Genomic DNA, 26,722 nt, shown 5'->3' with positions numbered 1-26,722 from the left:
CGCCGGATTGATGTCCACTCATGTTGAAGGCGGCTTGCCGACATTAGTATGTCATGACAAGCCGCCTTGCTGATGATTCAGGTCCAGCAGATTTCCAAAATTATTGGGTCACTGGATTTGGTTTTTCCGGATTGATGCCGTACTTGGCGATCGCTTCGGCAACCACGGAAGGCTTGATCTTGCCTTCGTCAGCCAGCGACTTCAGCGCAGCCACGGTCACATAGTGACGGTCGACTTCGAAGAACTCGCGCAGCTTGGCGCGGGTGTCGGAACGGCCGTAACCGTCGGTGCCCAAGACCTTGTAAGTACGGCCCTTCGGTACGAAGGCGCGGACTTGTTCGGCGTAGGTGCGCATGTAGTCGGTCGAGACCACGATAGGGCCTTCGGTACCTTCCATCGATTGCTCGAAGTGGCTCTTGCGGGCGGCGTCGGCCGGATGCAGCATGTTCCAGCGTTCGACGTCCTGACCGTCGCGCGCCAGCAGCGTGAACGATGGTGCGGACCAGACGTCGGCGTCGACCTTCCAGTCGTCGCGCAGCAGATCGGCAGCGGCGATGACTTCGCGCAGGATGGTGCCCGAACCCAGCAGTTGCACGCGCAGCTTGTTCTTCTTGCTGCTTTCGTTCAACAGGTACAGACCCTTGATGATGCCCTCTTCCTGGCCCGGCTTGATGCCTGGATGGCCGTAGTTCTCGTTCATCACGGTGATGTAGTAGAACACGTCTTCCTGGTTGCCGACCATGCGGCGCAGGCCGTCATGGATGATCACGGCGACTTCGTGGGCGAAGGTCGGATCGTAAGGTACGCAGTTCGGGATGGCCGAGGCAAACACGTGGCTGTGGCCGTCTTCGTGCTGCAAGCCTTCGCCGTTCAGCGTGGTGCGGCCGGCGGTGCCGCCGATCAGGAAGCCGCGGGCGCGCATGTCGCCGGCAGCCCAGGCCAGATCGCCGATACGTTGCAGACCGAACATCGAGTAATACGTGTAGAACGGAATCATGATGCGGTTGTTGGTCGAGTACGAAGTCGCCGCAGCGATCCACGAGCTCATGCCACCGGCTTCATTGATGCCTTCCTGCAGAATCTGGCCGGCCTTGTCTTCGCGGTAGTACATGACCTGGTCTTTGTCGACCGGTTCGTACAACTGGCCGACCTGGCTGAAAATACCGATCTGGCGGAACAGGCCTTCCATACCGAAGGTACGCGATTCGTCGACCATGATCGGCACCACGCGCTGGCCCAGGCTGCTGTCGCGCAGGAGCGCTGTCAGCACGCGCGAGTACGCTGCGGTAGTCGAGATTTCACGGCCTTCGGCAGTCGGTTCCAGCATGACCTGGAATGCGGACAGTTCGGGCACGACCAGTTTTTCGTCAGCTTGCGGACGGCGTTGCGGCAGATAGCCGCCCAGCGCTTTGCGGCGCTCGTGCAGGTATTGCATTTCCGGGGTGTCGTCGGACGGCTTGAAGAACGGGATGTTCGGCAAATCGGCGTCGGAGATCGGCAGTTGGAAACGGTCGCGCATGGCCTTGATGGCTTCATCGTCCAGTTTCTTGGTGTTGTGTGCGGTGTTGCGTGCTTCGCCGGCTTTGCCGAAGCCATAGCCCTTGATGGACTTGGCCAGGATGACGGTCGGTTGATCTTTGCTGTCCTGTGCAACCTTGAAGGCTGCATAGATCTTGTGCGGATCGTGGCCGCCGCGGGTCAGGCGCCAGATGTCGTCGTCGGACATCTTGCTGACCATTTCCAGCAGCTTGGGATGCTTGCCGAAGAAATGCTTGCGCACGAACGCGCCATCCTTCGCCTTGTAGTTCTGATATTCGCCGTCGACGGTTTCCATCATCACTTTTTGCAGGATGCCTTCTTTGTCCTTGGCCAGCAGCTCGTCCCAGCCACTGCCCCAGATGACCTTGACCACGTTCCAGCCGGCGCCGCGGAAATCGGATTCCAGCTCTTGAATGATCTTGCCGTTGCCGCGCACCGGACCGTCCAGGCGTTGCAGGTTGCAGTTGACTACGATGACCAGATTGTTCAGCTTTTCACGGCCGGCCATGCCGATAGCGCCCATCGATTCCGGCTCGTCCATTTCACCGTCGCCGCAGAAAGCCCAGACCTTGCGGTTGTCAGTTTTGGCGATACCGCGTGCATGCAGGTACTTCAGGAAACGCGCCTGATAGATCGCCATCAGCGGACCCAGGCCCATCGACACGGTCGGGAACTGCCAGAATTCAGGCATCAGCTTCGGATGCGGATACGACGACAGACCGTGGCCGTCAGCTTCGCGGCGGAAGTGGATCAGTTGGTCTTCGGTCAGGCGGCCCTCCAGGAACGCGCGGGCATAGATGCCTGGCGAGGAGTGGCCCTGGATGTACAAAAGGTCGCCGCCGTGCTCTTCGGTCGGGGCGTGCCAGAAGTGGTTGAAACCGATGCCCAGCATGTTCGCCAGCGAGGCAAACGAGGACAAGTGGCCACCGAGGTCGCCATCAACGCGGTTGGCCTTGACGACCATTGCCATGGCGTTCCAGCGCATCCACGAGCGCAGGCGTTCTTCGATTTCCAGGTTGCCCGGGCAATGTTCGCCCTGATCGGCGGGAATGGTGTTGACGTATGCGGTATTGCTGGAGAACGGGATGTGGGCGCCGCGGCGGCGGGCCAGATCGACCATGCGCTCCATCAGATAATGTGCACGTTCCGGGCCTTCTGCCTCGATCACGGCTTCGAGGGCATCAAGCCACTCTTGCGTTTCAATCACGTCGGGATCGTTGGCGGCTTGCGCCAGGACTTGGTCGATTTGGGCTGACATGTTATGTCTCCTGAGTTGAGGGGGGACCCGACGGGTGAAGCCGGATCGTTAAACCGTTAAGCGCTTCTTTTTGCCAATAATGTACGGTCTTTGTGCCGCGTGGACGAGGCATTTTAACAGGGCTTTTTGCATTTTCAAATAGCGATATTTGATTTCATATTATGGGAAATTGCTGCAAAGCGGCATAAACACTCACTCTCCCGCGGGGTGTTTTTTGACTATCACTCTTGAAATCGGCAGGTTCGGGGTTAGTTGCACTGCATCTAAAACCCTGCCATCGGCTTGGGTATGGCCTCGCGCGGCCATGCATCGTCCCTCGGCCGGACAAAAGACCGGCAGAACCGCCCCATCAAAATGCAGGACGGTAAGCTTTTTTAAAGCGCGCTTCGACGCGGCGATGGATGCCGTACTCATATAAGAGGCACAGGCCCCAATAAATGAACGCTGCTATTAAATAGAAGGTAAACGGCTTGAAGGTGACAGAAATGATGTCACCGGTGTATTTCATCAGTTCGGCGACCGTAATCACCGACAGTACCGAAGTATCTTTGAACAGACTAATAAGAGTGTTGCTGATGCCGGGAATCGCCAGCCGCAAGGCTTGCGGCGCAATGATGCTGCAAATCGTCTGAAACCGCGTCAGTCCGAGACTGTAACCGGCGCCCCACTGCCCTACACTGACGCCCTCCATAGCACCACGCATGGTTTCGGACAGATAGGCGCTGGCGTTGGCGGTCAGCACCAGCGTGCCAATCACGATCAGCGGCAGATCGATGCCGGCGGCACCCAGGCCGAAATACACCAGAAAGGCCTGAATCAGTTGCGGCGTGCTGCGCATGAAGCTGACATAGACATGCGCCAGTCCGGCCAGCACCGGCACCCGCTCATAGCGGATGAAGGTCACCAGCATCCCGAGCGGCAATCCGAACAGCATGCCGAGGACGGCATACAGCAAGGTATAGAGGGTCCCCAGCAAGATCAGATTGCCGGAATCCTCAATGACGGAAAGGAACTCAGTCATGAGCGATCAGAGAAATGACCCCGGCCTTATTGCGCCGGCGGACGGGAAGCGTCCAACCCGAACCATTTCAGTGAAATACGGGCGTAGCTGCCATCCCGGATCATGTCCGAGATCGCTGCGTCAACGGCGGCCTTGAATTTTGGATTGTTCTTCCTGAAGGGGATGCCCTGCTTCTGCGGCTCGCCGATGGCAGCCGCCGCCCTCAAGGGCAGCTTCGCCTCCTGAATCATGTAAGGCACCAGCAAACGGTCATTCAATGCGGCATCAATACGGCCGTTGGCCAGGTCCTGCAGATTGAGTGGCGCCGAGACATAGGTTTTGACGTTGATGCCTCCCACAGCATTGAGTGTTTCAGCATAGCTGCTGCCCTGCCCCACGCCGACGCTCTTGTTTTTGAGACTGGCAAAATCGCGATACTCGGCTTTGTCGTCTTTGCGCAGGATCAATTGCGCCGTCGAATAGGTGTAGGGCTGCGAGAAGTCGAACTCGGCCTCTCGCTTGGGTGTCATGGTCACTTCGGAAATAATGGCGTCGTATTTGCCGACTTGCAGCCCGGCGAGGATGCCGACCCACTCGGTGGCGACGAACTCGACCTTGACGCCCAGCTTGTTGGCCAAGGTCCGCGCAAATTCGATGTCGAAGCCTGTCAGCTCACCGGTCTTCTTGTCTTTGAAGTTGAACGGCGGATAAGTCCCTTCGACTGCCACACGCAGCGTGCCGCGCGCCTTGACGCTGTCGAGAAGATCTTGCGCAGTGGCGGCGACCGCTCCTGCACCGGCAAGCAAACCCAGAAGACATACCGTAATGATTTTTTTCATACGCATCATCGCACCTCGCAGTTGGCTGAACCGGGCGGAATATACGCGAAAAGAATCTGGTTTTAAGCGGCTTTTCGGGATGAAACGACAAAGGCGGCGAACAATCCAAAAATGATTGTTCGCCGCTAGAATTTATTCAAAACGAAACCGACCTGGCGCTGGATATCAGACGCTGATGTTCCCCAGCGTGCTGGCGCGATAGGCCGCGACGAAGGTATCGAAATCGCCGATCTGCGTGCTCTCAATCGATTGCTGCTGTTCGATCGAGGTCCTGGCGGTGGCGTTGAATTCGGCGGTCAGCTCGGCACTCAAAGGACGCGCGAGGAATTGTTCCGCCTGGCTACGGCTTTGATTCAACGCAAATGCGGCAAACGAGTTGCCGGCTGCGCGCACTTCTCTCAGCACGCGAGCCGATGGCGTCAGTTCGACATCGCGCAATTTGTCGCGCTGCGCCTGCAAGGCCTGCGCATGCTGTTCGCCGCCGGCCTGGGCATCCAGCAGCGCGGCGATAGGCAGCATGCGGTCCAGCAATGCGAATCCCCACTCCTGCAGACCGATGGACTTGCCTTCCTGCTCCAGCTGCAGGCCGGGACGGCGGCCTTCCTTGACGACTTTGGCGAAATTGCAGCGGCTTTCTGCGCCGCTTTCATCCGAAGTCAGCGAGCTTTCCTCAAACGCGATGAAATGCAGGAATACGTCCAGGAAACGCGACGCCTGCAGGCTCACGCCCAGGGGTTCGAACGGATCGATGTCCATGCAGCGCACTTCGACGTACTGCACGCCGCGCGCAGCCAGCGCCTGCACCGGCCGTTCGCCGCTATAGATCACGCGCTTGGGGCGGATCGCCGAGTAGTACTCGTTTTCGATCTGCAGAATGTTGGTATTGATCTGCACCCATTCGCCGTCGCGCTTGGTGCCGATGGCCTCGTACGCAGGGTACGGCTGGCTCACGGCTTGCGACAGGCTCTTTATATAGCTGTGCAGATTATTGTAGTGGGGCGTGATGTTGGCCTGGGCGTTGCTCTGATAGCCAAGATCGCTCATGCGCAAGCTCGTGGCGTACGGCAGGTAAAGCGTGTCGTCGCTCAGCGTCTCCAGCTGGTGGGCACGGCCGCGCAGGAAATTCGACGCCAGCGCCGGCGATGCGCCGAACAGATACATCAGCAGCCAGCTGTAGCGGCGGAAGTTGCGGATCAGCGCAATGTAACTCTCTGATTGATAGTCACGCGCCGAAAACGACGGCTCCACGCTTTGCTCGCGATCGTCCAGCTCGCGCAGCAGCGTCCAGACGCCTTCGTTGAGCGAAAAATTGTAATGAATGCCGGCGATGCACTGCATGGTCTTGCCATAGCGCAGCGCCAGGCCACGGCGATAAACATGCTTCAGCGTGCCGATGTGCGAGGTGCCGTACCAGGCGATGGGGATGTCTTCTTCCGGCGGCAGCACGCACGGCATGGACTCGTTCCACAGCAATTCGCCATTCAGGTTGGCGTGCACAAAACGATGGATTTCATCGAGCCGGTTCAGGGCGGTGGCGATGTCGTGTTCAGCCGGCGTGATGAATTCCAGCAAGGACTCCGAATAGTCGGTGGTAATCTGCTCGTTGGTCAGCGCGGAACCCAGCACGGCCGGATGCGGCGTGGTCGCCAGCTGTCCTTCCGGGGTCACGCGCAGGGTTTCCCGTTCCACGCCACGCAAGCCTTGTCCAAGCAGCGCACGGTTTTCCGGGCTGGCAAAAAGGGCTAAGCGGCGGGTGAGCAAATCGGTCATGCAACGTCCTCAGTTCAATTGGTTGGCGGAGCATAACCGAAAATTAAAATTCGCGTCGTCGGGCTCCGAATCTTCCAACCGCCAATTTTGCTCGCGTTCGGCGTGTCCGACACCCTGCCCTGCGCAGCCCTTTATAATGTCGCTTTATTCTTCCACATTGAGCCTTTCTCCACCATGCCAGCACAATTAATCGACGGTAACCTGCTCTCCCAACAACTGCGCGCCGACGTCGCCAAACGCGCCGCCGCGCTCACCGCCAAAGGCAAACAGCCCGGTCTGGCCGTGATCTTGGTCGGCGACAGCCCGGCGTCCCAGGTGTATGTGCGCAACAAGGTCAAGGCTTGCGTAGACAACGGCCTGCACTCGGTGCTGGAAAAGTACGATGCCACGCTGACCGAAGCCGATCTGCTGGCGCGCATTGATGCGCTCAACAAGGATCCCAAGATCAACGGCATCCTGGTGCAGTTGCCGCTGCCGGCGCACATCGATGCCCATAAGGTGATCGAAGCCATTGCAGCCGAAAAGGACGTCGACGGTTTCCACGTCAGCAATGCCGGCCTGCTGATGACCGGCCAGCCGCTGTTCCGCCCGTGCACGCCATACGGCGTCATGAAGATGCTGGAATCCATCGATTATCCGGTGCGCGGCGCCAACGCCGTGGTGGTCGGCGCCTCCAACATCGTCGGCAAGCCGCAGGCCATGTTGCTCTTGCAAGCCGGGGCAACCGTCACTATCTGTAATTCCAAGACCCGCGATCTGGGCCACCATACCCGCCAGGCAGATATTCTGGTGGTGGCCACCGGCAAACGCAACATCGTTACGGCCGACATGGTCAAGCCCGGCGCTGTCGTCATCGATGTCGGCATGAACCGCGACGATAACGGCAAGTTGTGCGGCGATGTGGATTTCGCCAATGCCAAGGAAGTTGCGGGTTACATCACCCCCGTGCCCGGCGGCGTGGGGCCGATGACCATCACCATGCTGCTGGTCAACACTATTGAAGCTGCTGAAAGAACCTGAGTTCCTATGACCACTACAGATACCACGATCACGCCTGACAACAACCCATTGCTGGACTTTTCCGGTCTGGCGCGTTTCGATGCGATCAAGCCCGAACATGTCACGCCCGCCGTCGAAACCCTGCTGGCCAAAGCAAGCAAACTGGTCACCGAGCTGGAAGCGCCGATGGCCCAAGTCACCTGGGCCAATTTCGTCGAGCCGCTGGAAAACGCCACCGAGCAACTGGGCCGCGCCTGGAGCATCGTCGGTCATCTGAATTCGGTGGTCGATACACCCGAACTGCGCGCCACCTACAACGAAAACCAGCCCAAGCTGGTCGAGTTCTGGACCGCGCTGGGCCAGAACCTGGCACTGTTCGAAAAGTACAAGGCCGTGCAAACCGGCCCGGAATACGCCTCGCTGTCGGGCGCACGCAAGAAAGTCATCGACAACGCCGTGCGCGACTTCCGCCTGTCGGGCGCCGAGCTGCCTGACGACCAGAAGGAACGTTTCGCCGAGATCCAGGAAAAGTCGGCCGCGCTGACCACCCGCTTTTCGGAAAACATCCTCGACGCCACCAACGACTTCGGCCTGTTCGTCGAAAACGAATCCGAACTGGCCGGCCTGCCGGACGACGTCAAGCAAGCTGCGCGGGCTGCCGCTGAAAAAGACGGCACGCCTGGATTCAAGTTCACGCTGCATTTCCCATCCTACTTCCCGATCCTGCAATACGCGCACAGCCGCAGCCTGCGCGAGAAGATTTATCGCGCCAACGCCACCAAGGCCTCGGAACTCGGCGCCAAGCCGGAATGGGACAACACCGCCAACATGCAGGAGATCCTGCAATTGCGTCACGAAGAAGCCGTGATGCTGGGCTTCAAGAATTTCGCTGAATTATCGTTGGTGCCGAAGATGGCGCAATCGCCGCAAGAAGTCATCGGATTCCTCGAAGACCTGGGCCGCCGCGCGCGCTCCTACGGTGAAAAAGACTGGGCTGAACTGCGCGCCTTCGCGCACGATGAACTTGGCCTCGACACGCTCGAAGCCTGGGACATGACCTACGCCGCCGAAAAACTGCGCGAGCAGCGCTACGCCTTCTCCGAGCAGGAAGTGAAACAATATTTCCCGGAGCCGAAGGTGGTCGAAGGCCTGTTCCAGGTCATTCAGCGCCTGTTCAACGTCAACATCAAACCCGATAGCGCACCGGTCTGGCATCCGGACGTCAAGTTCTTCCGCATCGAGCGCGACGGCAAGCTGATCGGCCAGTTCTACCTCGACCTGTATGCCCGTAGCGGCAAGCGCGGCGGCGCCTGGATGGACGACGCCCGCTCGCGCCGCATGACCGCCAACGGCGTGCAGACGCCGATCGCTTACCTGGTCTGCAACTTCACCGAGCCGATGACGGTTGACGGCGTGAAGAAACCAGCGCTGTTCACGCATGATGAAGTCATCACCCTGTTCCATGAATCCGGCCACGGCCTGCACCACATGTTGACGCAAGTCGACGAAGTCGGCGTGTCCGGCATCTCGGGCGTGGAGTGGGATGCGGTCGAATTGCCGTCGCAATTCATGGAAAACTTCTGCTGGGAATGGGACGTGCTGCAACACATGACCGCCCACGCCGACACCGGCGCACCGCTGCCGCGCGAACTGTTCGACAAGATGACGGCAGCCAAGAACTTCCAGTCCGGCCTGCAGATGCTGCGCCAGGTGGAGTTCTCGCTGTTCGACATGCACATCCATTACGACTACGACGCTTCCGGCAAGGACAGCGTGCAGTCCGTGCTGAACGCCGTGCGCGACAAGTTTGCAGTCATTCGTCCGCCGGAATTCAACCGCTTCCAGCATTCGTTCAGCCATATCTTTGCGGGCGGCTATGCGGCCGGCTATTACAGCTACAAATGGGCGGAAGTGTTGTCCGCCGATGCCTACAGCGCGTTTGAAGAAGCTGCCGCCAAGGGCGACAACGTGGTCTCGATCGAAACCGGCCTGCGCTTCCAGAAGGAAATCCTGGCGGTCGGCGGTTCGCGTCCTGCCATCGAGTCGTTCAAGGCTTTCCGCGGCCGCGAACCGAGCATCGACGCCTTGCTGCGCCATAGCGGCATGGCTGCTTGATCAGGTAATTGCACGAAAATCTCCCGTCGTCCCAGCGCACGCTGGGGCCCAGTGCCGTAACCGCAGTCGATACGCCGCTGGGTCCTGACTTTTGTCAGGACGACGGAGACGGGTTAATTCGCTCTTCAGGTTTTCCTCCTCTCTGGATATGTCTATACTTCGTCCATGACCCGCATCGATTTCCACAGCAACGTCCCCAATAAACTCGCCTACGCCTGCCGCTTGGTGCGCAAGGCACGCGCTGCGCAGTGCAAGATCGTACTGCTCGGCAAGGATCGCAACGAACTGGCCCAGCTCGATCAATTGCTGTGGTCTTTCTCGGAACAGGATTTCCTGCCCCACGTGCGGGCCGGCGATCCACTGGCGGCACAGACGCCGGTGATCCTGACCGACAGCGAAGCCGTGGAATTGCCGCATCATCATGTGCTGATTAATTTGTCGGGCAACACGCCGGAGCACTTCGCCCGCTTCGAGCGCATGTTCGAGATCATTTCGTCCGACGAAGCCGACAAGGCGGCCGGGCGCGATCGTTACCGCTTCTATAAAGAGCGCGGCTATCCCTTGAGCCATTTCGTCGCAGATTGAAGCCATGAGCCAGTCTTCCGCCGACAACAGCATCCCGCTCCTGACCGAAGTCATCGCCACGCCTGCTGCGGCGGAACCAGCGACGACACCGGCATCGCCACCCAATGCACTGTATTGGGAAGACGCCCCGGCGCAGCCGCCGATACAGACATACGACTACGGCCAGCCCCAGACTTCGACACAATCGCAGCCGCAGCACGATTATCATCAGCATTACCAGCCTGAGCCGCAGCAATACCAGCCAGTTCAGCAGCCGATCTACCAACCGACGTACGATGCACCACCGCTGCCGGTCCCGGTCAGTCCGATGTTGCCTGCGGCTGCGCCAATCCCGACGGCTGAACAATTGCAGCAACTGCGCCAGGAAATCCAGGACAACATCATGCAAAAGATGCTGGGCCAGGTCGACAACGTGTTGCACCAGCATTTGCAAGACCATCTGGCCGTCATTCTGGACAACATGGCCGACATCCTGAAGACCCGCGTACGCGCCAGTCTGGAACAAGCCCTCGCAGAAAGCGTCACGCAGGCGCTGGCGGAAGAAATGGCGAAGTTCGAAAATTCAAAATATTAAGTTTTTTGCAAAATTATTTTCTTTTTTGAATGCCAGAAGCAATTTTCTATTTAAAAATAGAAATCCAGGCACGTTGATTGCTTACCTAAAAAACTGATTACTTCTTACAATTTCACCCATTCAGGGAATAGTAATCAAGGAGAATGTGATGAAAGTCATCGTATTGGGAGCAGGCATCATCGGTACCGCGTCCGCGTGGTTTTTGAAGCGTGAAGGTTACGACGTTACCGTCATCGATCGCCAACCCGGCGCGGCACAGGAAACCAGCTTCGCCAACGGCTGCCAGATCTCCGTGTCGCACGCCGAGCCATGGGCCAACCCCTCGGCTCCGCTCAAAGTCCTGAAATGGCTGGGCAAGGAAGACGCCCCGCTGCTGTACCGCTTCCGTCCTGAATGGCTGCAATGGAAATGGGCCGTCAACTTCCTGCGTGAATGCACGCCTGCGCGCACCGACGCCAACATCCGCCAGATCGTCGCACTGTGTGAATACAGCCGCCAGACATTGGTGGCCCTGCGCGCCGAAACCAATATCCAGTACGACCACCTGACCCGCGGCATCCTGCATTTCTATACGGATGCAAAAGAATTCGAGCTGTCGCTGCCGGCTGCCAAACTGATGCGCGACCTCGGTTGCCAACGCGACTCCATCAGCGCCGAAGAAGTGGTCAAGATTGAACCGGCACTGGCCAGCATCCGCGACAAGATCGTCGGCGGCGACTTTACCGCCAGCGATGAATCAGGCGACGTCTACAAGCTGACCACCGGCCTGGCGCAAAAGGCGGAAGACGCCGGCGTCGACTTCCAGTTCAACACCACCATCACCCGCCTGCTGACCGAAGGCACCGGCGCTGCCGCCAGGATCACGGGCGTGGAAGTCATCGACGGCGCAGGCCGCCACAAGATCCTGCGCGCCGACAAGTTCGTCGTCGCCATGGGCAGCTTCTCGGAGCCGCTGCTGCGTCCGCTGGGCATCAACCTGCTGCTGTATCCGGGCAAGGGCTACTCGGCCACTTACAAGGTCACCAATCCGGATGCAGCCCCGACCGTGTCGCTGACCGACGACGGTTACAAGCTGGTCGTCTCGCGCCTGGGCGACCGCCTGCGCGTGGCCGGCACCTGCGAGCTGAACGGCTACACCCGTGAACTGAACAACACCCGCTGCGACGCCATCACCCGCCGTACACGCGAGCTGTTCCCTGACGGTTGCGACTATGACAATCCGGTGTACTGGACCGGCCTGCGCCCGCTGACGCCGTCCAACATCCCTTACGTCGGCAAGACCAAGTTCAGCAACCTGTTCCTCAATACCGGTCACGGCACACTGGGCTGGACCATGGGTGCAGGTTCGGGCCGCGCGATCGCAGAGATCATTGCCGGCCGTCAACCTGAAATCGACTTCGGCTTTACCGGCCTGCCGCGCATTGCCCCAGGCAAACTGGCGGCTCAGCCGGCATAAGCGCCTGCAACGCTTACCAACCTTTGCCCTCCTTATAGACCGGGTTCCGTCCTTCCCCCGGCGGGACCTGGTCTATATTTACAATTCTTCACTGATCCACCGCAAAGCTCCCCAAATCGGCTTGGTGTAGAATCAGCCCCATCCATCGCGGCAAAACTGCCGGATTTCCAGAATATTCAGCTAATAGTATTTGGCTGCTGCAGCATTGATATCGCGCTTACCGCGCTTATCTATGCAAGATGGCAGGGCTTTATCAGTCCGCCATCCTCATGAGGACATTGCAATGAAGTGGGTTGTTGTCGGTATTTATCTGTTTTCCATCTTTTTCATCCATTTCCGCGGAAAGGTGAGACTGCCGTTTTTCCGGCAGTTCTTTGATCATTCCTCAATCATGGCGCCGATCAATCTGTTCATGTACGCGTTCTCGCGCGTGCCGGCAGTGCCATATCCTCCGGCGACCAAGGACTTCCAGAACCTGCACTTGCTGGATGACAACTGGGAAACCATCAGAGCCGAAGCCGTCAATCTGCAGAACATCTCCAAGATCAAGGCTGCGGAAAAGAATGACGACGCCGGCTTCAATTCCTTCTTCAAAGCCGGCTGGAAACGTTTCTACCTGAAGTGGTACGACGCCAGCCATCCGTCGGCCGAGCAATTCTGCCCCAAGACCGTCGAGATCCTGCGCCAGATTCCTTGCGTCAAGGCAGCAATGTTTGCCGAACTGGCGCCGGGCGGCACACTCAATCCGCACCGCGACCCCTATGCCGGCTCGCTGCGCTATCACCTCGGTCTGGTGACGCCCAACGATGACCGCTGCTTCATCGAAGTCGACGGCCAGCGTTACAGCTGGCGCGACGGCAAGAGCGTGGTGTTCGACGAAACCTTCATCCATTGGGCGCAAAACGGTGCCGAGACGAACCGTATCATTCTGTTCTGCGACGTCGAACGCCCATTGCGTTACGGCTGGGCGCAAGCCATCAACAAATGGCTGGGCAAGACCATGATGACCGCCGCCAGCTCGCCGAATGAAACCGGCGATCAGACCGGCCGCATCAACAAGCTGTTCCGCTTTGTCTGGGTTGCCGGCCAATATCGCCGCAAGTTCAAGAAGTGGAACCGCAACGTCTACCGCGCGACCAAGTTCGGCCTGATCATCGCAGTAGCGCTCGCCATTATCTACCTGTAGTTCTCCGCAGCTTCCGGCGCGTCGCGGGCATCGCGGCGCGCCACCCCCGCCTGCAACACCTTCCTCATGTTCAAAAGCGAGTCAGCAAACAATGTGCTCTGCACTTGCACGGCACTTATGCATTCGCGCTTTGAAATACGATACGTTCTGTCTCCTCATTTTCAAATAATATAAATAATTAATTGTTGCGGTGCTTACATCGCGCAGAGACACACGTTGCCGTATTTATTCAATCAAACTGACGATGTGTTATTGCACATCAAGCGCTCCAATTTTCCCGTGTGGAAACATAAAATCCATCGTCTGCATTTCACATCGGCGGCGCATCAGGCGAGACGGTGAGTGCCAATATAGTGCGGGCAATGCGAGCAGCTGAAAATAAAATTTCCACTCGGAAATGAAAGAAAATTATTCGCTTTGATTTTGCATTAACTCAATAGCTGTTACGCCAAGCTGCGTGTAAAATCCCGTGATTCCCGGCTTGATTCATGGCTTGATTCTTGCGTAATGTCCTTATGCATTCTATGAATGGTAAAGCCAATGAGAACGCATTGACCGCGTTCTACAGAGTACCCACTAGACATAGAATAATGTGCTCACGCAGGAGTCGACATCCGGATGATGAAACTGCTTCTAAAGAACCTGACAGATATCACGGCACAACGTGAGAACACGCGTCTTGCCGGCTCCGTCATCACCTCCCTGTATCAGCTGACCAAAGTCCGCCAGATCCGCGTGCACGATATCTTTGCCTTGCGCGAAGAACTGTTCGTGCAGGAAAAAATGTTCCTCGACGAAGGCCACCTGAGCACCATCGCCGAACACACCGACGACGACCCCAAGGAACCGCTGAGCAACTTTCCCGCGATTGCGGAATGCATGCGCCAGCACAAGAACGAACACTACGAAATCGAGGCCGATGGCACGCATGTGCTGTGGCTGCCTGTGTGGTTGCACGGCAAGGTCAACACCTGCATCGAAATCCGCCATCCGCATGCCTACGACGCGGCGATGCGTGAATTGATCGACGGCGTCTTTGCGATTTACTGCAACTATCAGAGCCTGCTCGACTACAGCGAGCGCGACGCCCTCACCGGCCTGTTCAACCGCAAGACCTTCGACGAACAGTTCTCGCGCCATGCTTTCGCCATTGCACCGCATGAATCGCATTCGGTCGACAACAACGAACGCCGTCATTCCGGCAACGCCAAATCGCACTGGCTTGCCGTGGTCGACATCGATCATTTCAAACAGGTTAACGATCAGTACGGCCACCTTTACGGCGATGAAGTGCTGATCCTGGTCGCCAATATCCTGCGCACCTCGTTCCGCTCGCATGACCGCATCTTCCGTTTCGGCGGCGAAGAATTCGTCATCCTGCTGCGCTCGACCACCCTGGACGATGCGCGCAAGATCTTCGATCGCTTCCGCCAGCATGTTCAGGATTACGACTTCCCGCAAGTCGGCAATGTCACCGTCAGCCTGGGCTTCGTGAGCATCTCGCACGAAACGCCGGTGGTCATTCTCGGCCATGCCGATCAGGCTCTGTACCATGCCAAGGAAAACGGCCGCAACCGCATCTGCTATTACGATGAACTGGTCACCTCCGGCGTGCTCAGCCCGGAAATTTCCACCAATGACATCGTCGAATTCTTCTAAAACTGCGGCCTGATTTTTGATTTATAAAAGACCGCCGCCAGGTCATGCATCTGTTGCATAACCTGCGCAAAACCATGCTGTAAAAGCATGGGACATCCACTGCGCAGTTCCGTAAGATTCTTTCGTGCCATAACCACAATGCAAAACGATTGGCACGCAAGTCGCCGTTGCGCGCACTAGTCAGCATCATCCGGCGCCACGGCGGGACCATCTAATGATCTTACGATTGCTCAGGAGACCTTCATGCAACCCCAGAAGCTGAAACAACTCGGTGGCGTCCTGCTACTGTCCGCCGCCATGTCGCTGTCCGCACAGGCACAAGAAAAGAAAGCCAACGTCGTCGTCATCGGCACGGGCGGCACCATTGCCGGCGCCGGCGCATCGAGCGTCAATACAGCGGCCTACCAATCAGCCGTCGTCCCGGTCGACAAGATCATCGCCGCCGTGCCTGAAATCTCGAAGATCGCCAACGTGCGCGGCGAACAGATTTTCCAGATCGGCAGCGAAAGCTTCAACGACGAGCGCCTGCTGAAACTGGGTAAGCGCGTCTCCGAACTGCTCAAGCAAAATGACGTCGACGGCATCGTGATCACCCACGGTACCGACACCATCGAAGAAACCGCCTACTTCCTCAACCTGACCCTGAAGAGTGACAAGCCTGTCGTGGTGGTCGGTTCCATGCGTCCCGGTACGGCCCTGGGAGCGGACGGCGCGCTGAACCTGTACGACGCGGTGCTGGTTGCTTCCAGCAAGGACGCGGCAGGCAAAGGCACGCTGGTGGTCATGAATGACGAAATCCATTCCGGCCGCGACGTCACCAAGAGCAATTCCTTCAAAGTCGAAACCTTCCGCTCGGCATACGGCCCGCTGGGTTATGTGGTCGAAGGCAAGCTGATGTTCTATCGTTTGCCGGCGCGTCCGCACACCACGCAGACCGAGTTCGATATCGACAAGATCAACAGCCTGCCGCGCGTGGATATTGCCTATAACTACGGCAACGTCAGCCGCGCTGCGTATGACGCCTTCGTCACCGCCGGCGCCAAGGCCATCATCCATGACGGCACCGGCAACGGCAGCGTCGCCGAACAGATCGTCCCGGTCCTGCAGGAAGTGCGCGCCAAAGGCTTGCAAGTGGTCCGCGCAACCCGCACCGGCAGCGGCGTCGTGATCCGTAACGGCGAACAGAACGACGACAAGTTCGACTGGGTTGTCACTGATGATCAGAACGCCCAGAAGGCCCGCATCCTGACCGCGCTGGCGCTGACCAAGACCAACGACAGCAAGGAACTGCAAAAGATCTTGTGGAAGTATTGATCGTGGGTCGTGGTACCAAATTTACTGTGTGACCTCTGGAGGCAAGCTCTGTAGTTCATTTCTGCAGCAGTAAATAAAAAGCCGTTCAGTGCAAACTGAACGGCTTTTTCTTTGTGTAACCGAACCGGGATGTTTATCTGGACTGCATACGCTGGCGCAGATAAGCGATTACGCCCGGCAGAATCGACAGCACCACGATCGCGACGATCAGCAAGCTGAGGTTCTGCTTCACCACCGGCAGATTGCCGAAGAAGTAGCCCGCGTACGAGAAGCTCGCCACCCACAGAATGCCGCCGATCACGTTGTAAGCAAAGAAGCGCGGATACGTCATCGCGCCGACGCCGGCGACAAACGGCGCGAAGGTGCGCACGATAGGCGCGAAGCGCGCGATGATCACGGTCTTGCCGCCGTGGCGTTCATAGAAAGCGTGGGTCTTGTCGAGGTATTCACGCTTGAAAATGCGCGAATCGGGGCGATCGAACAGCTTCAGGCCGATGGCTTTGCCGATCTGGTAGTTGACGGTGTCGCCAAGGATGGCCGCAACGATCAGCGTCAGTACCATCAGATGGATGTCGAAAGCACCGGTGGCGGCAATCGCGCCAGTGACGAACAGCATCGAATCGCCCGGCAGGATCGGCGTCACCACCAGGCCGGTTTCCGCAAAGATGATCAGGAACAGGATCAGAAACAGCCACGGACCGTAAGCTGCAGCCAGCTCGGTCAGATGGCGATCGATGTGCAGAACGAAATCAACCACAAACAAGAGAAAATCCATGAAGCCCGCCAGAAAGAGGTACAAGGGAAAACGCGCATTGTACCAACAGACGCTTTCCCCTCCTTCAATCCGGCAGTGATGCTCTCTTCAAGGACAAATCTCTTACCGCTCCATCACGGCGCAAACTGTTTATACAATTTACCGGCGATATCGAACAAGGCATCGTTGGCCTTGGCGCTGGAGATATTGGTGACCACGACCATGGCAAAGTCCTTTTCAGGACTGAACCAGATATGCGCCAGATTTTTCTGATTGGAACCACCGTGGAACACCAGCGGCAGCGGCGCCCAATCGGTGGTCGCAATCACCCAGCCGAGAGCATACTTGCCGGCCGAGGGCGTTCCCGGCGCCGGGTTTCTCGCTGAGGGCATGTCCACCACGGCGGTATGCAGGAACCTGAGCGTCTCTGGTTTCAGCAAAGCCGGGCCGCGCTTGCCTTCCCCAGCATTCCAGCCTGCCCAGCGGGCAAAGTCCATGACCGACATATTCGCCATGCCGGCAGGACCGATGATCTGCGGATTGTCGTCGCCCGGTCCGGCCATGAAGGCCTTGATCGTGCCGTCATCGAGGATGCCATGGCCGAGCGCAGCGTCGATGCGTCCCGGACTGGCCTGCGAACCGAGCCCGGCTGTCTTCAGCTCCAGCGGATCGAAGATCCATTCGCGGATCAGTTCGTCCCAGCTCTTTTTGGCAACGCGCTCGATCATCGCGCCTGCCACCGTATAACCCATATTGGAATAGGCAAAGCGCTGTCCCGGTGCGGACTGCAGCGGCTTGCTCATCCATTGTTCCAACAGCCAGTAGCGCAGATCATCGAGGTTGCCCTCTTCAAATGTCGATTTGGCCAACAGTTCGATGAACTCGGCGTTATCGGCAGGAATGCCGGAGGTATGCGCCAGCAACTGGCCGATCGTGATGCTGCGGAAACCGGTATCCATGTTCGGCGCCAGTTCGGGAAAGACGTCACCGATGGTCGTCGTCCATTGCATCTGGCCGCGATCAACCAGGATGCCGGCCAGCGTCGCGGTAAATGCCTTGGTGTCGGAACCGATATGAAAACGGTCATTCACCGTCACGGCGATGCCGGAGCCGAACTTGCGCTCGCCGACCGCGCCGGCGCTGACGATCTTGCCGTCCCTGACCACGGCAGCGGCTACGGCAGGCAAACGATATTCTTCCAGATATGGTTTCAGCATGTCGTCCAGCGACGTCTGTGCCTGGGACCGGGAAGGCAGAGTCACGGTAGCGACAGCGACGAACGACAAAAGAGCTGCGCGGCCGATGCGCTTGCACAGCCCGCTCTTGTTGAATAAAGACATGAAGCTCCCTGAATGATGTAGAGATATTTTTTACCGAGAGGGTACACGATCCGGGCCATCGATGTCTTGCCGAAACCCCGCTTACAAGCGCCTACGCAAACTTACGCTTCTTTACCGATCCGCCCTATCAACGTCTGCCGCGCTCAGTCGATATAGCACTTGTCTGCATACAGGGAGATGCACCATGAGCGAATTCGATCTCATCGTCTATGGCGGCTTCGGCGTCGTGAGCATTGCGCTCGCGGCATTGGCGACGGCGCCTGTAGCCGTCATGTGGGGATAAGGGGGAGTGAAGGAAATGAATATGCGACTCAAATTGATCGCGGGGCTGAGCGCCGCATTCTTGTTTTTGCTGATGGCGTTCGCCACGCATTACAAGATCCGTCTGGAGCAACTGGAACAAAGCACCGGCATTCTGGAGCTACTGGCCGCGGGGATACCGCTGCTGAGCCTCTTGCTGGCAAGCTGTTTCCATCGCGCGCCTGCACAGCAAGCCGGTAAGCATCATGTTACGCATCGGGCAGGCCGTCGCCGGCAAGAATCATCTGCGCAGCGCTGAGCAAATCGCCCGACAACCCGGCGCGCGCCTGCTCCGGCGACTTGTCCTGCAAGCCCTTGAGCAACGCCGCATGATGCACCAGCGCAGGTGCTTCCGACAGGCGGCGCGAGCCGGCGCGCAGGTCGAGGTTGATCACCGGCCCGACCTGCAGCCACAGGCTTTCGATCAGACCGACCAGCGTCGCCATGCCTGATCCTTCATAGGCAGCGAAATGCAGTTGCTTGTTGAGGCGGATGATGAGGTCGACGTCAGGCTTCTTGCGATGCATCTCGACGCACAGCGTGTCGTGCAGATCGGAGACTTGCTGCAAGCCTTCCGTTGTGATGTTCTGTGCTGCATGCTCGACCGCCAGGCCTTCCAGCGCCAGGCGGATTTTCAGCAGCTCGCGGAATTTGTCCTTGGTCATCAGCGGCACGCGCACGGCACGGTTGGGCAGGATTTCCAGCGCGCCTTCCGCCGCCAGCTGGCGTATCGCTTCACGCACCGGCATCGGGCTGGTGCCCAGGGCTTCCGACAGGCTTTTCAGAGTCAGCTTTTGACCGGGGCGGACTTGCCCTGCCAGCAGCAGTTCGCGCAAATCTTCATACACGCGCTGCGACAGCGTAGCGTGCGTGATTTTGCGTATCTGCGAAAGGTCCGCGAGTATCGTGTGTTCCATGTCCCCGGCTTCTCACTTGAAACCATTTCATCCGTGCCGATGAAATGCATCTGTTATTCAAAATTGTCGCGGATTATAGCAGTCGCGCTTTTTCACCCCGACCGCCGAATACTGCGCCACACGTCCTTTTGCGGCGTTTTCCACTGCGACTGACACCTTGCCTGGGTGCGCCGGCATGACTCCCGGCAACCTTTGTCGCTGCTGCAGCGCCGGTTGACACACCCCAATTCTATCGAATACATTTGATCACATGTCAAATAAATGACATAAAAAAGAGGCTGTTGCAAAAAGATGAAGGAGACATCGGGACCAGATTCAATGACTTGAATCCGGCTTCGCCCCGTTTTTTTCTCTTCCGCACACAAGCACTCAATAAGAAAACAAGCCGCTTCATTCGCGTCAACTCATCCGGCGACGTGCGGCGGCTTCCATCGAGACACCCGGCTCGCGCCGGACCATTAGGAGGTTTGCACCATGGAGCAAGACAACAAGATTCTGTCGCCCGGCCGTCGCACCATTCTGAAAGCAGGCGCGGCCGTCGCCACCACTTCGGCGCTAGGTTTCCCGGCCATCGTCAAGGCGCAGTCGGACAAGATCATCATCGGCCACCTGACCCCGCGCACCGGCTTCCTCGGCCCCCTGGGCGAATATGCCGTCATGAGCATCACACTGGCAGTGGAAGAGCAAAACAAGGCCGGCGGCTTGCTGGGTCGCCAGCTCACCCTGATTTCGGAAGACTCGGTCAATCCACCGACCGCCTCCTCCAAGGCGCAGCGCCTGCTGGAACGCGACGGCGCTGCGGTGCTGATCGGTGAAATTTCCTCCGCCTCGGCACTTGGCATCGCGCAAGTAGCACAGCGCAACAAGAAGCTCTTCATGAACACCGGCTGCAACTCCGACGAGTTGCGCGGCAAGAGCTGCAACAAATTCATGTTTCACATCGAGGCCGCCAACTCAACCTACGTCAAGGCTTGCGGCCGCTCACTGGTGCGCGACAACCTGATCAAGGGCAAGAAGCTGTATGCACTCTCCGCCGACTACGCCTTCGGCCACGACCTGCTGCGCGCCGCCAAATCCTTCGTCTCCGCCAACGGCGGCACGATTGCCAATGACGAATTGGTGCCGACCGACGCCACCGATTTCAGCCCTTACCTGCTGAAGATCCGCCAGGCAAAACCTGATCTGGTCATCTCCAACCTCGCCGGCAACCAGATCACCAACTTCATCAAGCAATATTCGGAATTCGGCCTGCCCTTCCCGATTGCCGGTTTCGGTTTCGACACCGCAGTCGCCTGGGGTGCCGGCGCCGACAGCTTTGCCGGCACCTGGCCGACCACCTGGCACCATGACGTCAATGCGCCATCGGCCAAGGCCTTCGTCGCCGCGTTCATCAAGAAATTCGGCAAACCACCGGAGAACCAGGCATGGGGCGAATACGTTGCCTTCCGCTCCATCGTGCAAGCCGTCACTGAAACCAAGTCGCTGGACACCGCCAGGCTGATCGAGTACTTCGAAAAAGGTGCGCCCATCGATGCGCTGAAAGCGCGCAAAGGCACCTATCGCGCCTGGGATCACCAATTGCTGCAAGAGATGTACACGGTCACACCCAAGCCGAAGGCGCAGATCAAGGACAAGTGGGACTTCATGCTGCTGGGCGCATCGGTGCCGGGACCGGGCGAGTCGCTCGAAGTGCTGGCGCCGACGATGCAAGAAAACGCCTGCACTTACACCTAAGTCTTCATCCACTCTCCGTCGCTCCGGCGAACGCCGGAGCCCAGTGTCTTCTCGTCGTCATCTGTCGGTGTGACGACACTGGGTCCCAGCATGCGCTGGCACGACGGCGGTGGAGCGAGCATCGCCAGTCTTTTCTTGTCCTCCCTCCGGAGCAGCAATGCAAATCGTTTTCCTGTTGGAACAAATCCTCAACGGCATTCTGGTAGGCGGCTACTACCTGCTGATTGCCTTGGGGCTGTCGCTGATTTTCAGTCTCGGCGGCGTGGTCAATCTGGCGCACGGCGCCTTCTACGCCATCGGCGCTTATCTCGCGGTGGAGATCACCAAGTACCTCGGCTTTGGCGGCGCATTAATTCTGTCGCCCTTGCTCGTAGCGCTGATCGGCATTCTGTTCGAGCGCTTTCTGCTGCGCCGGTTCTATTCGGCCGATCCCATCCTCGGCCTGCTGCTGACCTTCGGTCTGGCGATGGTGGCGGAACAGATCATCCGCATCTTCTGGGGCGCGTCGCCGCTGCCGGCATCGATTCCGCCGGCCTTCAAGGGCCAGATCATGGTCGGCGATTTCATGTATTCCAAATACCGCCTGCTGATGCTCGTCGCGGTCGTCGTCGCACTGACGCTGATCTGGATGCTGCTCAACAAAACCTCCTTCGGCCGTGTGGTGCGCGCCGGTGTGCAAAAGCCGGACATGGTGGCGGTGCTCGGCATCAAGCTGCAACCCTACATGACCGCCATCGTAATGCTCGGCGTCGGGCTCGCTGCGCTGGCCGGCGTGCTGTTCGCACCGATCTCCGGCGTGCATCCGGCCATGGGCGCGGAAATCATGACCGCTGCTTTCGTGGTGGTGGTGATCGGCGGCCTCGGCAGTTTCTGGGGTGTGGTGCTGGCCGCGCTGCTGGTGGGCGTGGTACGCGGCATCACGATCCAGTTCTACGCGCCGGCCGGCGAAGCATCGATGTATCTGCTGATGCTGCTGGTCCTGATCTTCCGTCCGCGCGGCCTCCTCGGCGAACGCATCGAACGTTTTGAATGAGAGCGGACATGTACAACCCATACAATAAATATCAATCCCTGTGGATCGGCGCACTGGCGCTGATCATCGTCCCCATCCTGCTGCAACTGCTGGGCCTGACCACCAGTTCGTCCACCGACGTCGTCATCTACGCCATCGCGGCGATGGGCCTGAACCTGCTGGTCGGCTACACCGGCCTGACCTCGTTTGGCCACGGCGCGTGGTTCGGCGTCGGCGCGTATGCGGCGGCGCTGTCGCAGAAGTACTGGTTCCCCGGCCAGATCGTGGCGCCGATGCTGTTCACGATCGTCTTCATTGCGGCCTCTGCAGCGATTATCGGCTTCCTGATCCTGCGCCGGCGCGGCGTGTATTTCTCGCTGCTGACGCTGGCCTTGTCGGCGCTGACGTTTGCGATTGCGTTCCGCTGGACGGACTTCACCGGCGGCGAGTCGGGACTCGGCAATGTCGTGCGTCCGGTCGTGGCCGGCATCGATCTGGATCAGTCGATTCCCTTCCTCGTCTTCGTCAGCGTGATTGCATTGTTCGTGCTGTTCGTCCTGCAACGCGTGATCCGTTCGCCCTTCGGCCACACCATCGTGGCGATCCGCGAGAACGAGCAGCGTGCCCGCTTCCAGGGTTACAGCACGATCATCTACAAGCTGATCATGTTCATCGTGTCGGCCAGCGTGACCGGTCTGGCAGGCGCGTTGCTGGCTTTTCATCACCGCTTCGCCTCGGCCGAGCCAACCTCGGTCGCGTTCTCCGGCGAGCTGCTGGCAATGGTGGTGATCGGCGGCATGCGCAGCTTCCTCGGCCCGGCACTGGGTGCACTGTTTTACATCCTGTTCCGCGAATGCCTGTCGATCTGGACCGAGAACTGGCTGCTGTGGTTCGGCCTCGCCTTCGTCGGTTTCATCCTGTTCTCGCCAACCGGCCTGGTCGGCATCTGGCAACAGATCAAACGCCGCCTGCATCCGCCGGCCGAAGTCGGCGCCGCGATGAGCCAGCGCCAGATCGTCGACGGTTTACCGTTGCCGGCTTTCCTGCAACCACCGCGCCAGGAGGGATTGGTATTGGAGGTGAAGGATATAGACATCCGCTTCGGCGGCATTCAGGCGGTCAGGAATGCGCAGATCAATCTGCACGCGGGTGAGATCCACGCGCTGATCGGCCCCAATGGCGCGGGCAAGACGACCACCTTCAATCTGATCTCCGGCATGTTCATCCCGAACCACGGCACGGTGAAACTGAATGGTGAAGAAATCCAGGGTCTGACGCCAGGCCAGATTTGTCAGCGCGGCCTGGCGCGTTCGTTCCAGATCACCAATCTGTTCAAGGGCCTGAGCATCTACGAAAACCTTCGGCTGTCGCTGCAGGCGCGCCATGCTTCGCGCTTCAACATGTGGAAAGACATCGACGCCTATCCGGAGATCCACGCCGAAACAGAGGAGCTGATGCGCTTCCTCGGTCTCAAAGGTATCGACGATATCGAAGGCGGTGCACTGTCCTACGGCGGCCAACGGCTGGTCGATCTGGGCATCGCGCTCGGCTCCAAACCGCATGTATTGCTGATGGATGAACCGCTGGCCGGGCTGGCCGCCGCCGAGCGCGAGCGCGTGTCGCGGCTGGTGAAGATCATCGCCGACAACATCCCGGTGCTGATCGTCGAACATGACATCGACCGCGTACTCGGCTTCTCGCATCAGGTCACGGTGATGAATCAGGGCAGCGTGCTGATGTCAGGCACACCGGATGAAGCGCGCGCCGACCAGCGCGTGCAGGAAATCTACACCGGCACCGGTACGCCGCCCGTCACCGGCCGCCTCGCCGGCGATGCGCAGGAGCGCCCGCAACTGCTGTCCTTCGACAAGGTCAACGCCTTCTACGGCAAGAGCCACATCCTCAACGACGCTTCGCTGGAAGTGCGCGAAGGCGAAATCGTCGCCCTGCTCGGCCGCAACGGCGCCGGCAAGTCGACCTTGCTGAAAGCGCTGACCGGTTTGCTGAAGCCTGCATCGGGCGCGATCCGCTACAACGGCAAGGACATTGCCGGCCTGAGCGCACCTGACATTGCGCGTCTGGGTATCGGCTACGTGCCGCAGGGACGCGGACTGTTTGCCGGCATGACCGTAGCCGAGAATCTTTCGCTCGGACGTCTGGCGCGCAAAACTGACAGCAGCAATGGCATTGCCTGGAGCGAAGAAAAAATCCTGCACTACTTCCCGCGCCTGAAAGAACGCCTGCACACGCCGGCCGACTTTCTCTCCGGCGGCGAACAGCAGATGGTTGCAGTGGCACGCGCCCTGTCGGGCAACGTCAGGCTGCTGTTGCTGGACGAACCTTTTGAAGGTCTCGCACCGGCGGTCGTGCAGGAGCTGTTCACCGTCTTCGATCAACTGCGCAAGGAAGTCTCGATTGTCATCGTCGAACACAACCTCGACCTGGTGCTGGCGCTGGCCGACCGCGTATTCGCACTGGAACGCGGCGCGGTCTTCCATACCGGACCGGCCGGACCGCTGCTGACCGACCTGACTTATCGCAAGCAAATTCTCTGGCTTTAACTTTTTACTTCTGACACAAGCAACAAGGACAACTACATGAACACCAGTTTGAAAGATCAACGCGTCGTCGTCACCGCAGGCGCACAAGGCATCGGCCTGGCCATCACCGCATCGTTCGTCGCGGCAGGCGCGCAAGTCCACATCTGCGACGTCAGCGACGATTTCCTCGACAGCGCGCGCAAACAATTCGACGGTGCGCCGGTCAGCTTCAGCAAGACCGACGTCGCCGACGAAGCGCAGGTCGACGCCATGTTCGCCGAGCTGACGCAACGCTGGGGCGCGCTCGACGTGCTGGTCAACAACGCAGGCATCGCCGGCCCCACAGCAAAAGTCGAAGACACCGAACTGTCTGCCTGGGACCAGACCATCGCCGTCAACCTGACCGGCCCCTTCCTGTGCACGCGCCGCGCGGTGCCGCTGCTCAAGAAAGCCGGCGGCGGTTCCATCGTCAACATCTCGTCTGCCGCCGGCCGTCTCGGCTTCCCGCTGCGCACGCCTTACTCCGCCTCCAAGTTCGGCGTCATCGGCCTGACCGAAAGCTGGGCGATGGAACTCGGCCCCTCCAACATCCGCGTCAACGCCATCCTGCCCGGCATCGTCGCCGGCGAACGCCAGGAGCGCGTGATCGCCGCCAAGGCCGCGTCCTATGGCATCGATCACGAAGAAATGCGCGAGCGCCTGCTGTCCAAGGTCTCGATGCGCAAGATGGTCACCGCGCAAGACATCGCCAACCAGATCATCTACATCTGCTCCCCGGCCGGATCGGCCATCAGCGGGCAGAGTTTATCGGTCTGCGGTAATGTCGAACATCTCGGCTAAAGACCAAACAAAGGAGACACCATGAACGAAAAAATCGCCGTCATCGGCGCCGGCCTCATCGGCCGCGCCTGGGCCATCGTGTTCGCCCGCGCCGGCTGCAGCGTCGCCATCTACGACGCCGTCCCGGAAGCACTCAACAACTGCCAGAAGCTTTTGCACGACAACATCAGCGACCTCGCCCGCCACGGCCTGATCACCGAGACGCCCGAGACGGTGCTGGCCCGCATCACGCCGGTCAGCGGCCTGGCAGAAGCCCTCAAAGGTGCGGTATTGGTGCAAGAGAACGTCAAGGAAACGGTCGAAGTCAAACGCCAGATCTTCGCCGAAATGGACAAGCTGGCGTCACCCGACGCCATCCTCACCAGCTCCACCTCGTGGATTCCGACGTCCGAGTTTTCCGAACATCTGCCCGGCCGTCACCGCATTCTGGTCGCCCATCCGGTCAATCCCCCCTACCTGGTCCCTCTGGTCGAACTGGCTCCCGCGCCATGGACATCGGACGAAACGGTAAAGCGTGCGCACGACATCTACACCCGCGCCGGCCAGTCGCCCGTGCTGCTGAAAAAGGAAATCACCGGCTTCCTGCTCAACCGCATCCAGGGCGCGGTGCTCAACGAAGCGCTGAACCTCTACGAAAACGGCTACGCCTCCTCGGAAGATCTCGACAAGGTACTGAAGGATGGCCTCGGCCTGCGCTGGTCCTTCATGGGCCCGTTTGAAACCATCGACCTCAATGCGCCTGAAGGCGTGATCGACTATGCGAAACGATATGGGCATACCTATCGCGATGTCGCCAAGACGCAGTTGCCGAATGAATGGAATGTGGAGACGCTCAAGCAGATTGAAGATGAACGGCGCAAGGTGCTGCGTGCGGATCAGTTGCAAGAAAGATCGCGGTGGCGTGACAACCGGTTGATGGGATTGGTGGCGCATAAGAAGAAGCAATCCACTTAAACGAGAAACACCGGTGGCAATGCGGGCAACAGCACGC

Annotated in this window: 21 protein-coding genes; 14 read left to right on the top strand and 7 right to left on the bottom strand. The window is 58.9% G+C overall.

Annotation, left to right across the window (positions count from 1 at the left end):
• Positions 1-100 precede the first annotated feature (100 nt).
• From aceE to gshA, 4 genes are all read right to left on the bottom strand, one after another.
• Positions 101-2,797 (bottom strand): pyruvate dehydrogenase (acetyl-transferring), homodimeric type, encoded by a 2,697-nt coding sequence (gene aceE, locus AC1RN6_RS21620; RefSeq protein WP_493007520.1) that lies wholly within the window; start codon positions 2,795-2,797, stop codon positions 101-103.
• Between the two features lie 349 nt (positions 2,798-3,146).
• Positions 3,147-3,818, bottom strand: a complete 672-nt coding sequence (locus AC1RN6_RS21615) for an amino acid ABC transporter permease (protein WP_493007518.1) — start codon at positions 3,816-3,818, stop codon at positions 3,147-3,149.
• Between the two features lie 26 nt (positions 3,819-3,844).
• Positions 3,845-4,636 carry a transporter substrate-binding domain-containing protein gene (locus tag AC1RN6_RS21610; protein ID WP_493007517.1) on the bottom strand — a complete coding sequence of 264 codons (792 nt, stop codon included), beginning with the start codon at positions 4,634-4,636 and terminating at the stop codon, positions 3,845-3,847.
• A 165-nt stretch (positions 4,637-4,801) separates the two neighbouring features.
• The gene (gene gshA, locus AC1RN6_RS21605) at positions 4,802-6,406 is read right to left on the bottom strand and encodes a glutamate--cysteine ligase (protein WP_493007516.1); all 1,605 of its coding nucleotides are present in this window, start codon (positions 6,404-6,406) and stop codon (positions 4,802-4,804) included.
• Positions 6,407-6,580: 174 nt separating this feature from the next.
• On the opposite strand from gshA, the gene folD reads away from it, so the two are divergent.
• The 8 genes from folD to AC1RN6_RS21565 all read left to right on the top strand — a co-directional run bounded on the left by folD (position 6,581) and on the right by AC1RN6_RS21565 (position 16,294).
• Positions 6,581-7,426, top strand: a complete 846-nt coding sequence (gene folD, locus AC1RN6_RS21600) for a bifunctional methylenetetrahydrofolate dehydrogenase/methenyltetrahydrofolate cyclohydrolase FolD (RefSeq protein WP_493007515.1) — start codon at positions 6,581-6,583, stop codon at positions 7,424-7,426.
• Between the two features lie 6 nt (positions 7,427-7,432).
• Positions 7,433-9,520, top strand: coding sequence for a M3 family metallopeptidase (locus AC1RN6_RS21595; RefSeq protein WP_493007514.1), 2,088 nt, complete (start codon positions 7,433-7,435; stop codon positions 9,518-9,520).
• Positions 9,521-9,685: 165 nt separating this feature from the next.
• Positions 9,686-10,105 carry a DNA polymerase III subunit chi gene (locus tag AC1RN6_RS21590; protein WP_007876221.1) on the top strand — a complete coding sequence of 140 codons (420 nt, stop codon included), beginning with the start codon at positions 9,686-9,688 and terminating at the stop codon, positions 10,103-10,105.
• A 4-nt stretch (positions 10,106-10,109) separates the two neighbouring features.
• The gene (locus AC1RN6_RS21585; RefSeq protein ID WP_493007513.1) at positions 10,110-10,679 is read left to right on the top strand and encodes a hypothetical protein; all 570 of its coding nucleotides are present in this window, start codon (positions 10,110-10,112) and stop codon (positions 10,677-10,679) included.
• A 148-nt stretch (positions 10,680-10,827) separates the two neighbouring features.
• Positions 10,828-12,135, top strand: coding sequence for a D-amino acid dehydrogenase (locus AC1RN6_RS21580; protein WP_493007512.1), 1,308 nt, complete (start codon positions 10,828-10,830; stop codon positions 12,133-12,135).
• 283 nt (positions 12,136-12,418) lie between these two features.
• The gene (gene lpxO / locus AC1RN6_RS21575; RefSeq protein WP_493007510.1) at positions 12,419-13,321 is read left to right on the top strand and encodes a lipid A hydroxylase LpxO; all 903 of its coding nucleotides are present in this window, start codon (positions 12,419-12,421) and stop codon (positions 13,319-13,321) included.
• Between the two features lie 618 nt (positions 13,322-13,939).
• Positions 13,940-14,980, top strand: a complete 1,041-nt coding sequence (locus AC1RN6_RS21570) for a GGDEF domain-containing protein (RefSeq protein WP_493007509.1) — start codon at positions 13,940-13,942, stop codon at positions 14,978-14,980.
• 243 nt (positions 14,981-15,223) lie between these two features.
• Positions 15,224-16,294, top strand: coding sequence for an asparaginase (locus AC1RN6_RS21565; protein WP_493007508.1), 1,071 nt, complete (start codon positions 15,224-15,226; stop codon positions 16,292-16,294).
• A 133-nt stretch (positions 16,295-16,427) separates the two neighbouring features.
• Here the strand turns inward: AC1RN6_RS21565 and AC1RN6_RS21560 are convergent, their stop codons facing one another.
• Together AC1RN6_RS21560 and AC1RN6_RS21555 are read right to left on the bottom strand one after the other, a co-directional pair.
• Positions 16,428-17,069: a DedA family protein gene (locus tag AC1RN6_RS21560; protein ID WP_493007507.1), complete on the bottom strand. Its 642-nt coding sequence runs from the start codon at positions 17,067-17,069 to the stop codon at positions 16,428-16,430.
• A 113-nt stretch (positions 17,070-17,182) separates the two neighbouring features.
• Positions 17,183-18,388: a serine hydrolase domain-containing protein gene (locus AC1RN6_RS21555; RefSeq protein WP_493007506.1), complete on the bottom strand. Its 1,206-nt coding sequence runs from the start codon at positions 18,386-18,388 to the stop codon at positions 17,183-17,185.
• Positions 18,389-18,692: 304 nt separating this feature from the next.
• Between AC1RN6_RS21555 and AC1RN6_RS21550 the strand changes: the two genes are divergently transcribed.
• On the top strand, positions 18,693-18,947 hold the full coding sequence (locus tag AC1RN6_RS21550) for a hypothetical protein (protein ID WP_493007505.1): 255 nt from the start codon (positions 18,693-18,695) through the stop codon (positions 18,945-18,947).
• Here the strand turns inward: AC1RN6_RS21550 and AC1RN6_RS21545 are convergent.
• Complete coding sequence (locus tag AC1RN6_RS21545) at positions 18,898-19,605, bottom strand: GntR family transcriptional regulator (protein WP_493007504.1); 708 nt, start codon at positions 19,603-19,605, stop codon at positions 18,898-18,900. The two genes, AC1RN6_RS21550 and AC1RN6_RS21545, sit on opposite strands and share 50 nt — an antisense overlap.
• Positions 19,606-20,079: 474 nt before the next feature.
• Here AC1RN6_RS21545 and AC1RN6_RS21540 point away from each other — a divergent pair, with 474 nt between their 5' ends.
• The 5 genes from AC1RN6_RS21540 to AC1RN6_RS21520 all read left to right on the top strand — a co-directional run bounded on the left by AC1RN6_RS21540 (position 20,080) and on the right by AC1RN6_RS21520 (position 26,685).
• Positions 20,080-21,339 (top strand): ABC transporter substrate-binding protein, encoded by a 1,260-nt coding sequence (locus tag AC1RN6_RS21540; protein WP_493007503.1) that lies wholly within the window; start codon positions 20,080-20,082, stop codon positions 21,337-21,339.
• 157 nt (positions 21,340-21,496) lie between these two features.
• Positions 21,497-22,372 (top strand): branched-chain amino acid ABC transporter permease, encoded by an 876-nt coding sequence (locus AC1RN6_RS21535; protein WP_094564888.1) that lies wholly within the window; start codon positions 21,497-21,499, stop codon positions 22,370-22,372.
• An 8-nt stretch (positions 22,373-22,380) separates the two neighbouring features.
• Positions 22,381-24,912 (top strand): branched-chain amino acid ABC transporter ATP-binding protein/permease, encoded by a 2,532-nt coding sequence (locus tag AC1RN6_RS21530; protein WP_493007502.1) that lies wholly within the window; start codon positions 22,381-22,383, stop codon positions 24,910-24,912.
• 36 nt (positions 24,913-24,948) lie between these two features.
• The gene (locus AC1RN6_RS21525; RefSeq protein WP_493007501.1) at positions 24,949-25,731 is read left to right on the top strand and encodes an SDR family oxidoreductase; all 783 of its coding nucleotides are present in this window, start codon (positions 24,949-24,951) and stop codon (positions 25,729-25,731) included.
• Between the two features lie 21 nt (positions 25,732-25,752).
• Positions 25,753-26,685: a 3-hydroxyacyl-CoA dehydrogenase gene (locus AC1RN6_RS21520; protein WP_493007500.1), complete on the top strand. Its 933-nt coding sequence runs from the start codon at positions 25,753-25,755 to the stop codon at positions 26,683-26,685.
• The last annotated feature ends 37 nt before the right edge of the window (positions 26,686-26,722 follow it).

The sequence above is a fragment of the Herbaspirillum sp. GW822-FHT03A08 genome (assembly GCF_058801885.1).
The sequence above is the reverse complement of the archived record's forward strand: the minus strand, read 5'-3'. Positions and strand labels throughout refer to the sequence as shown.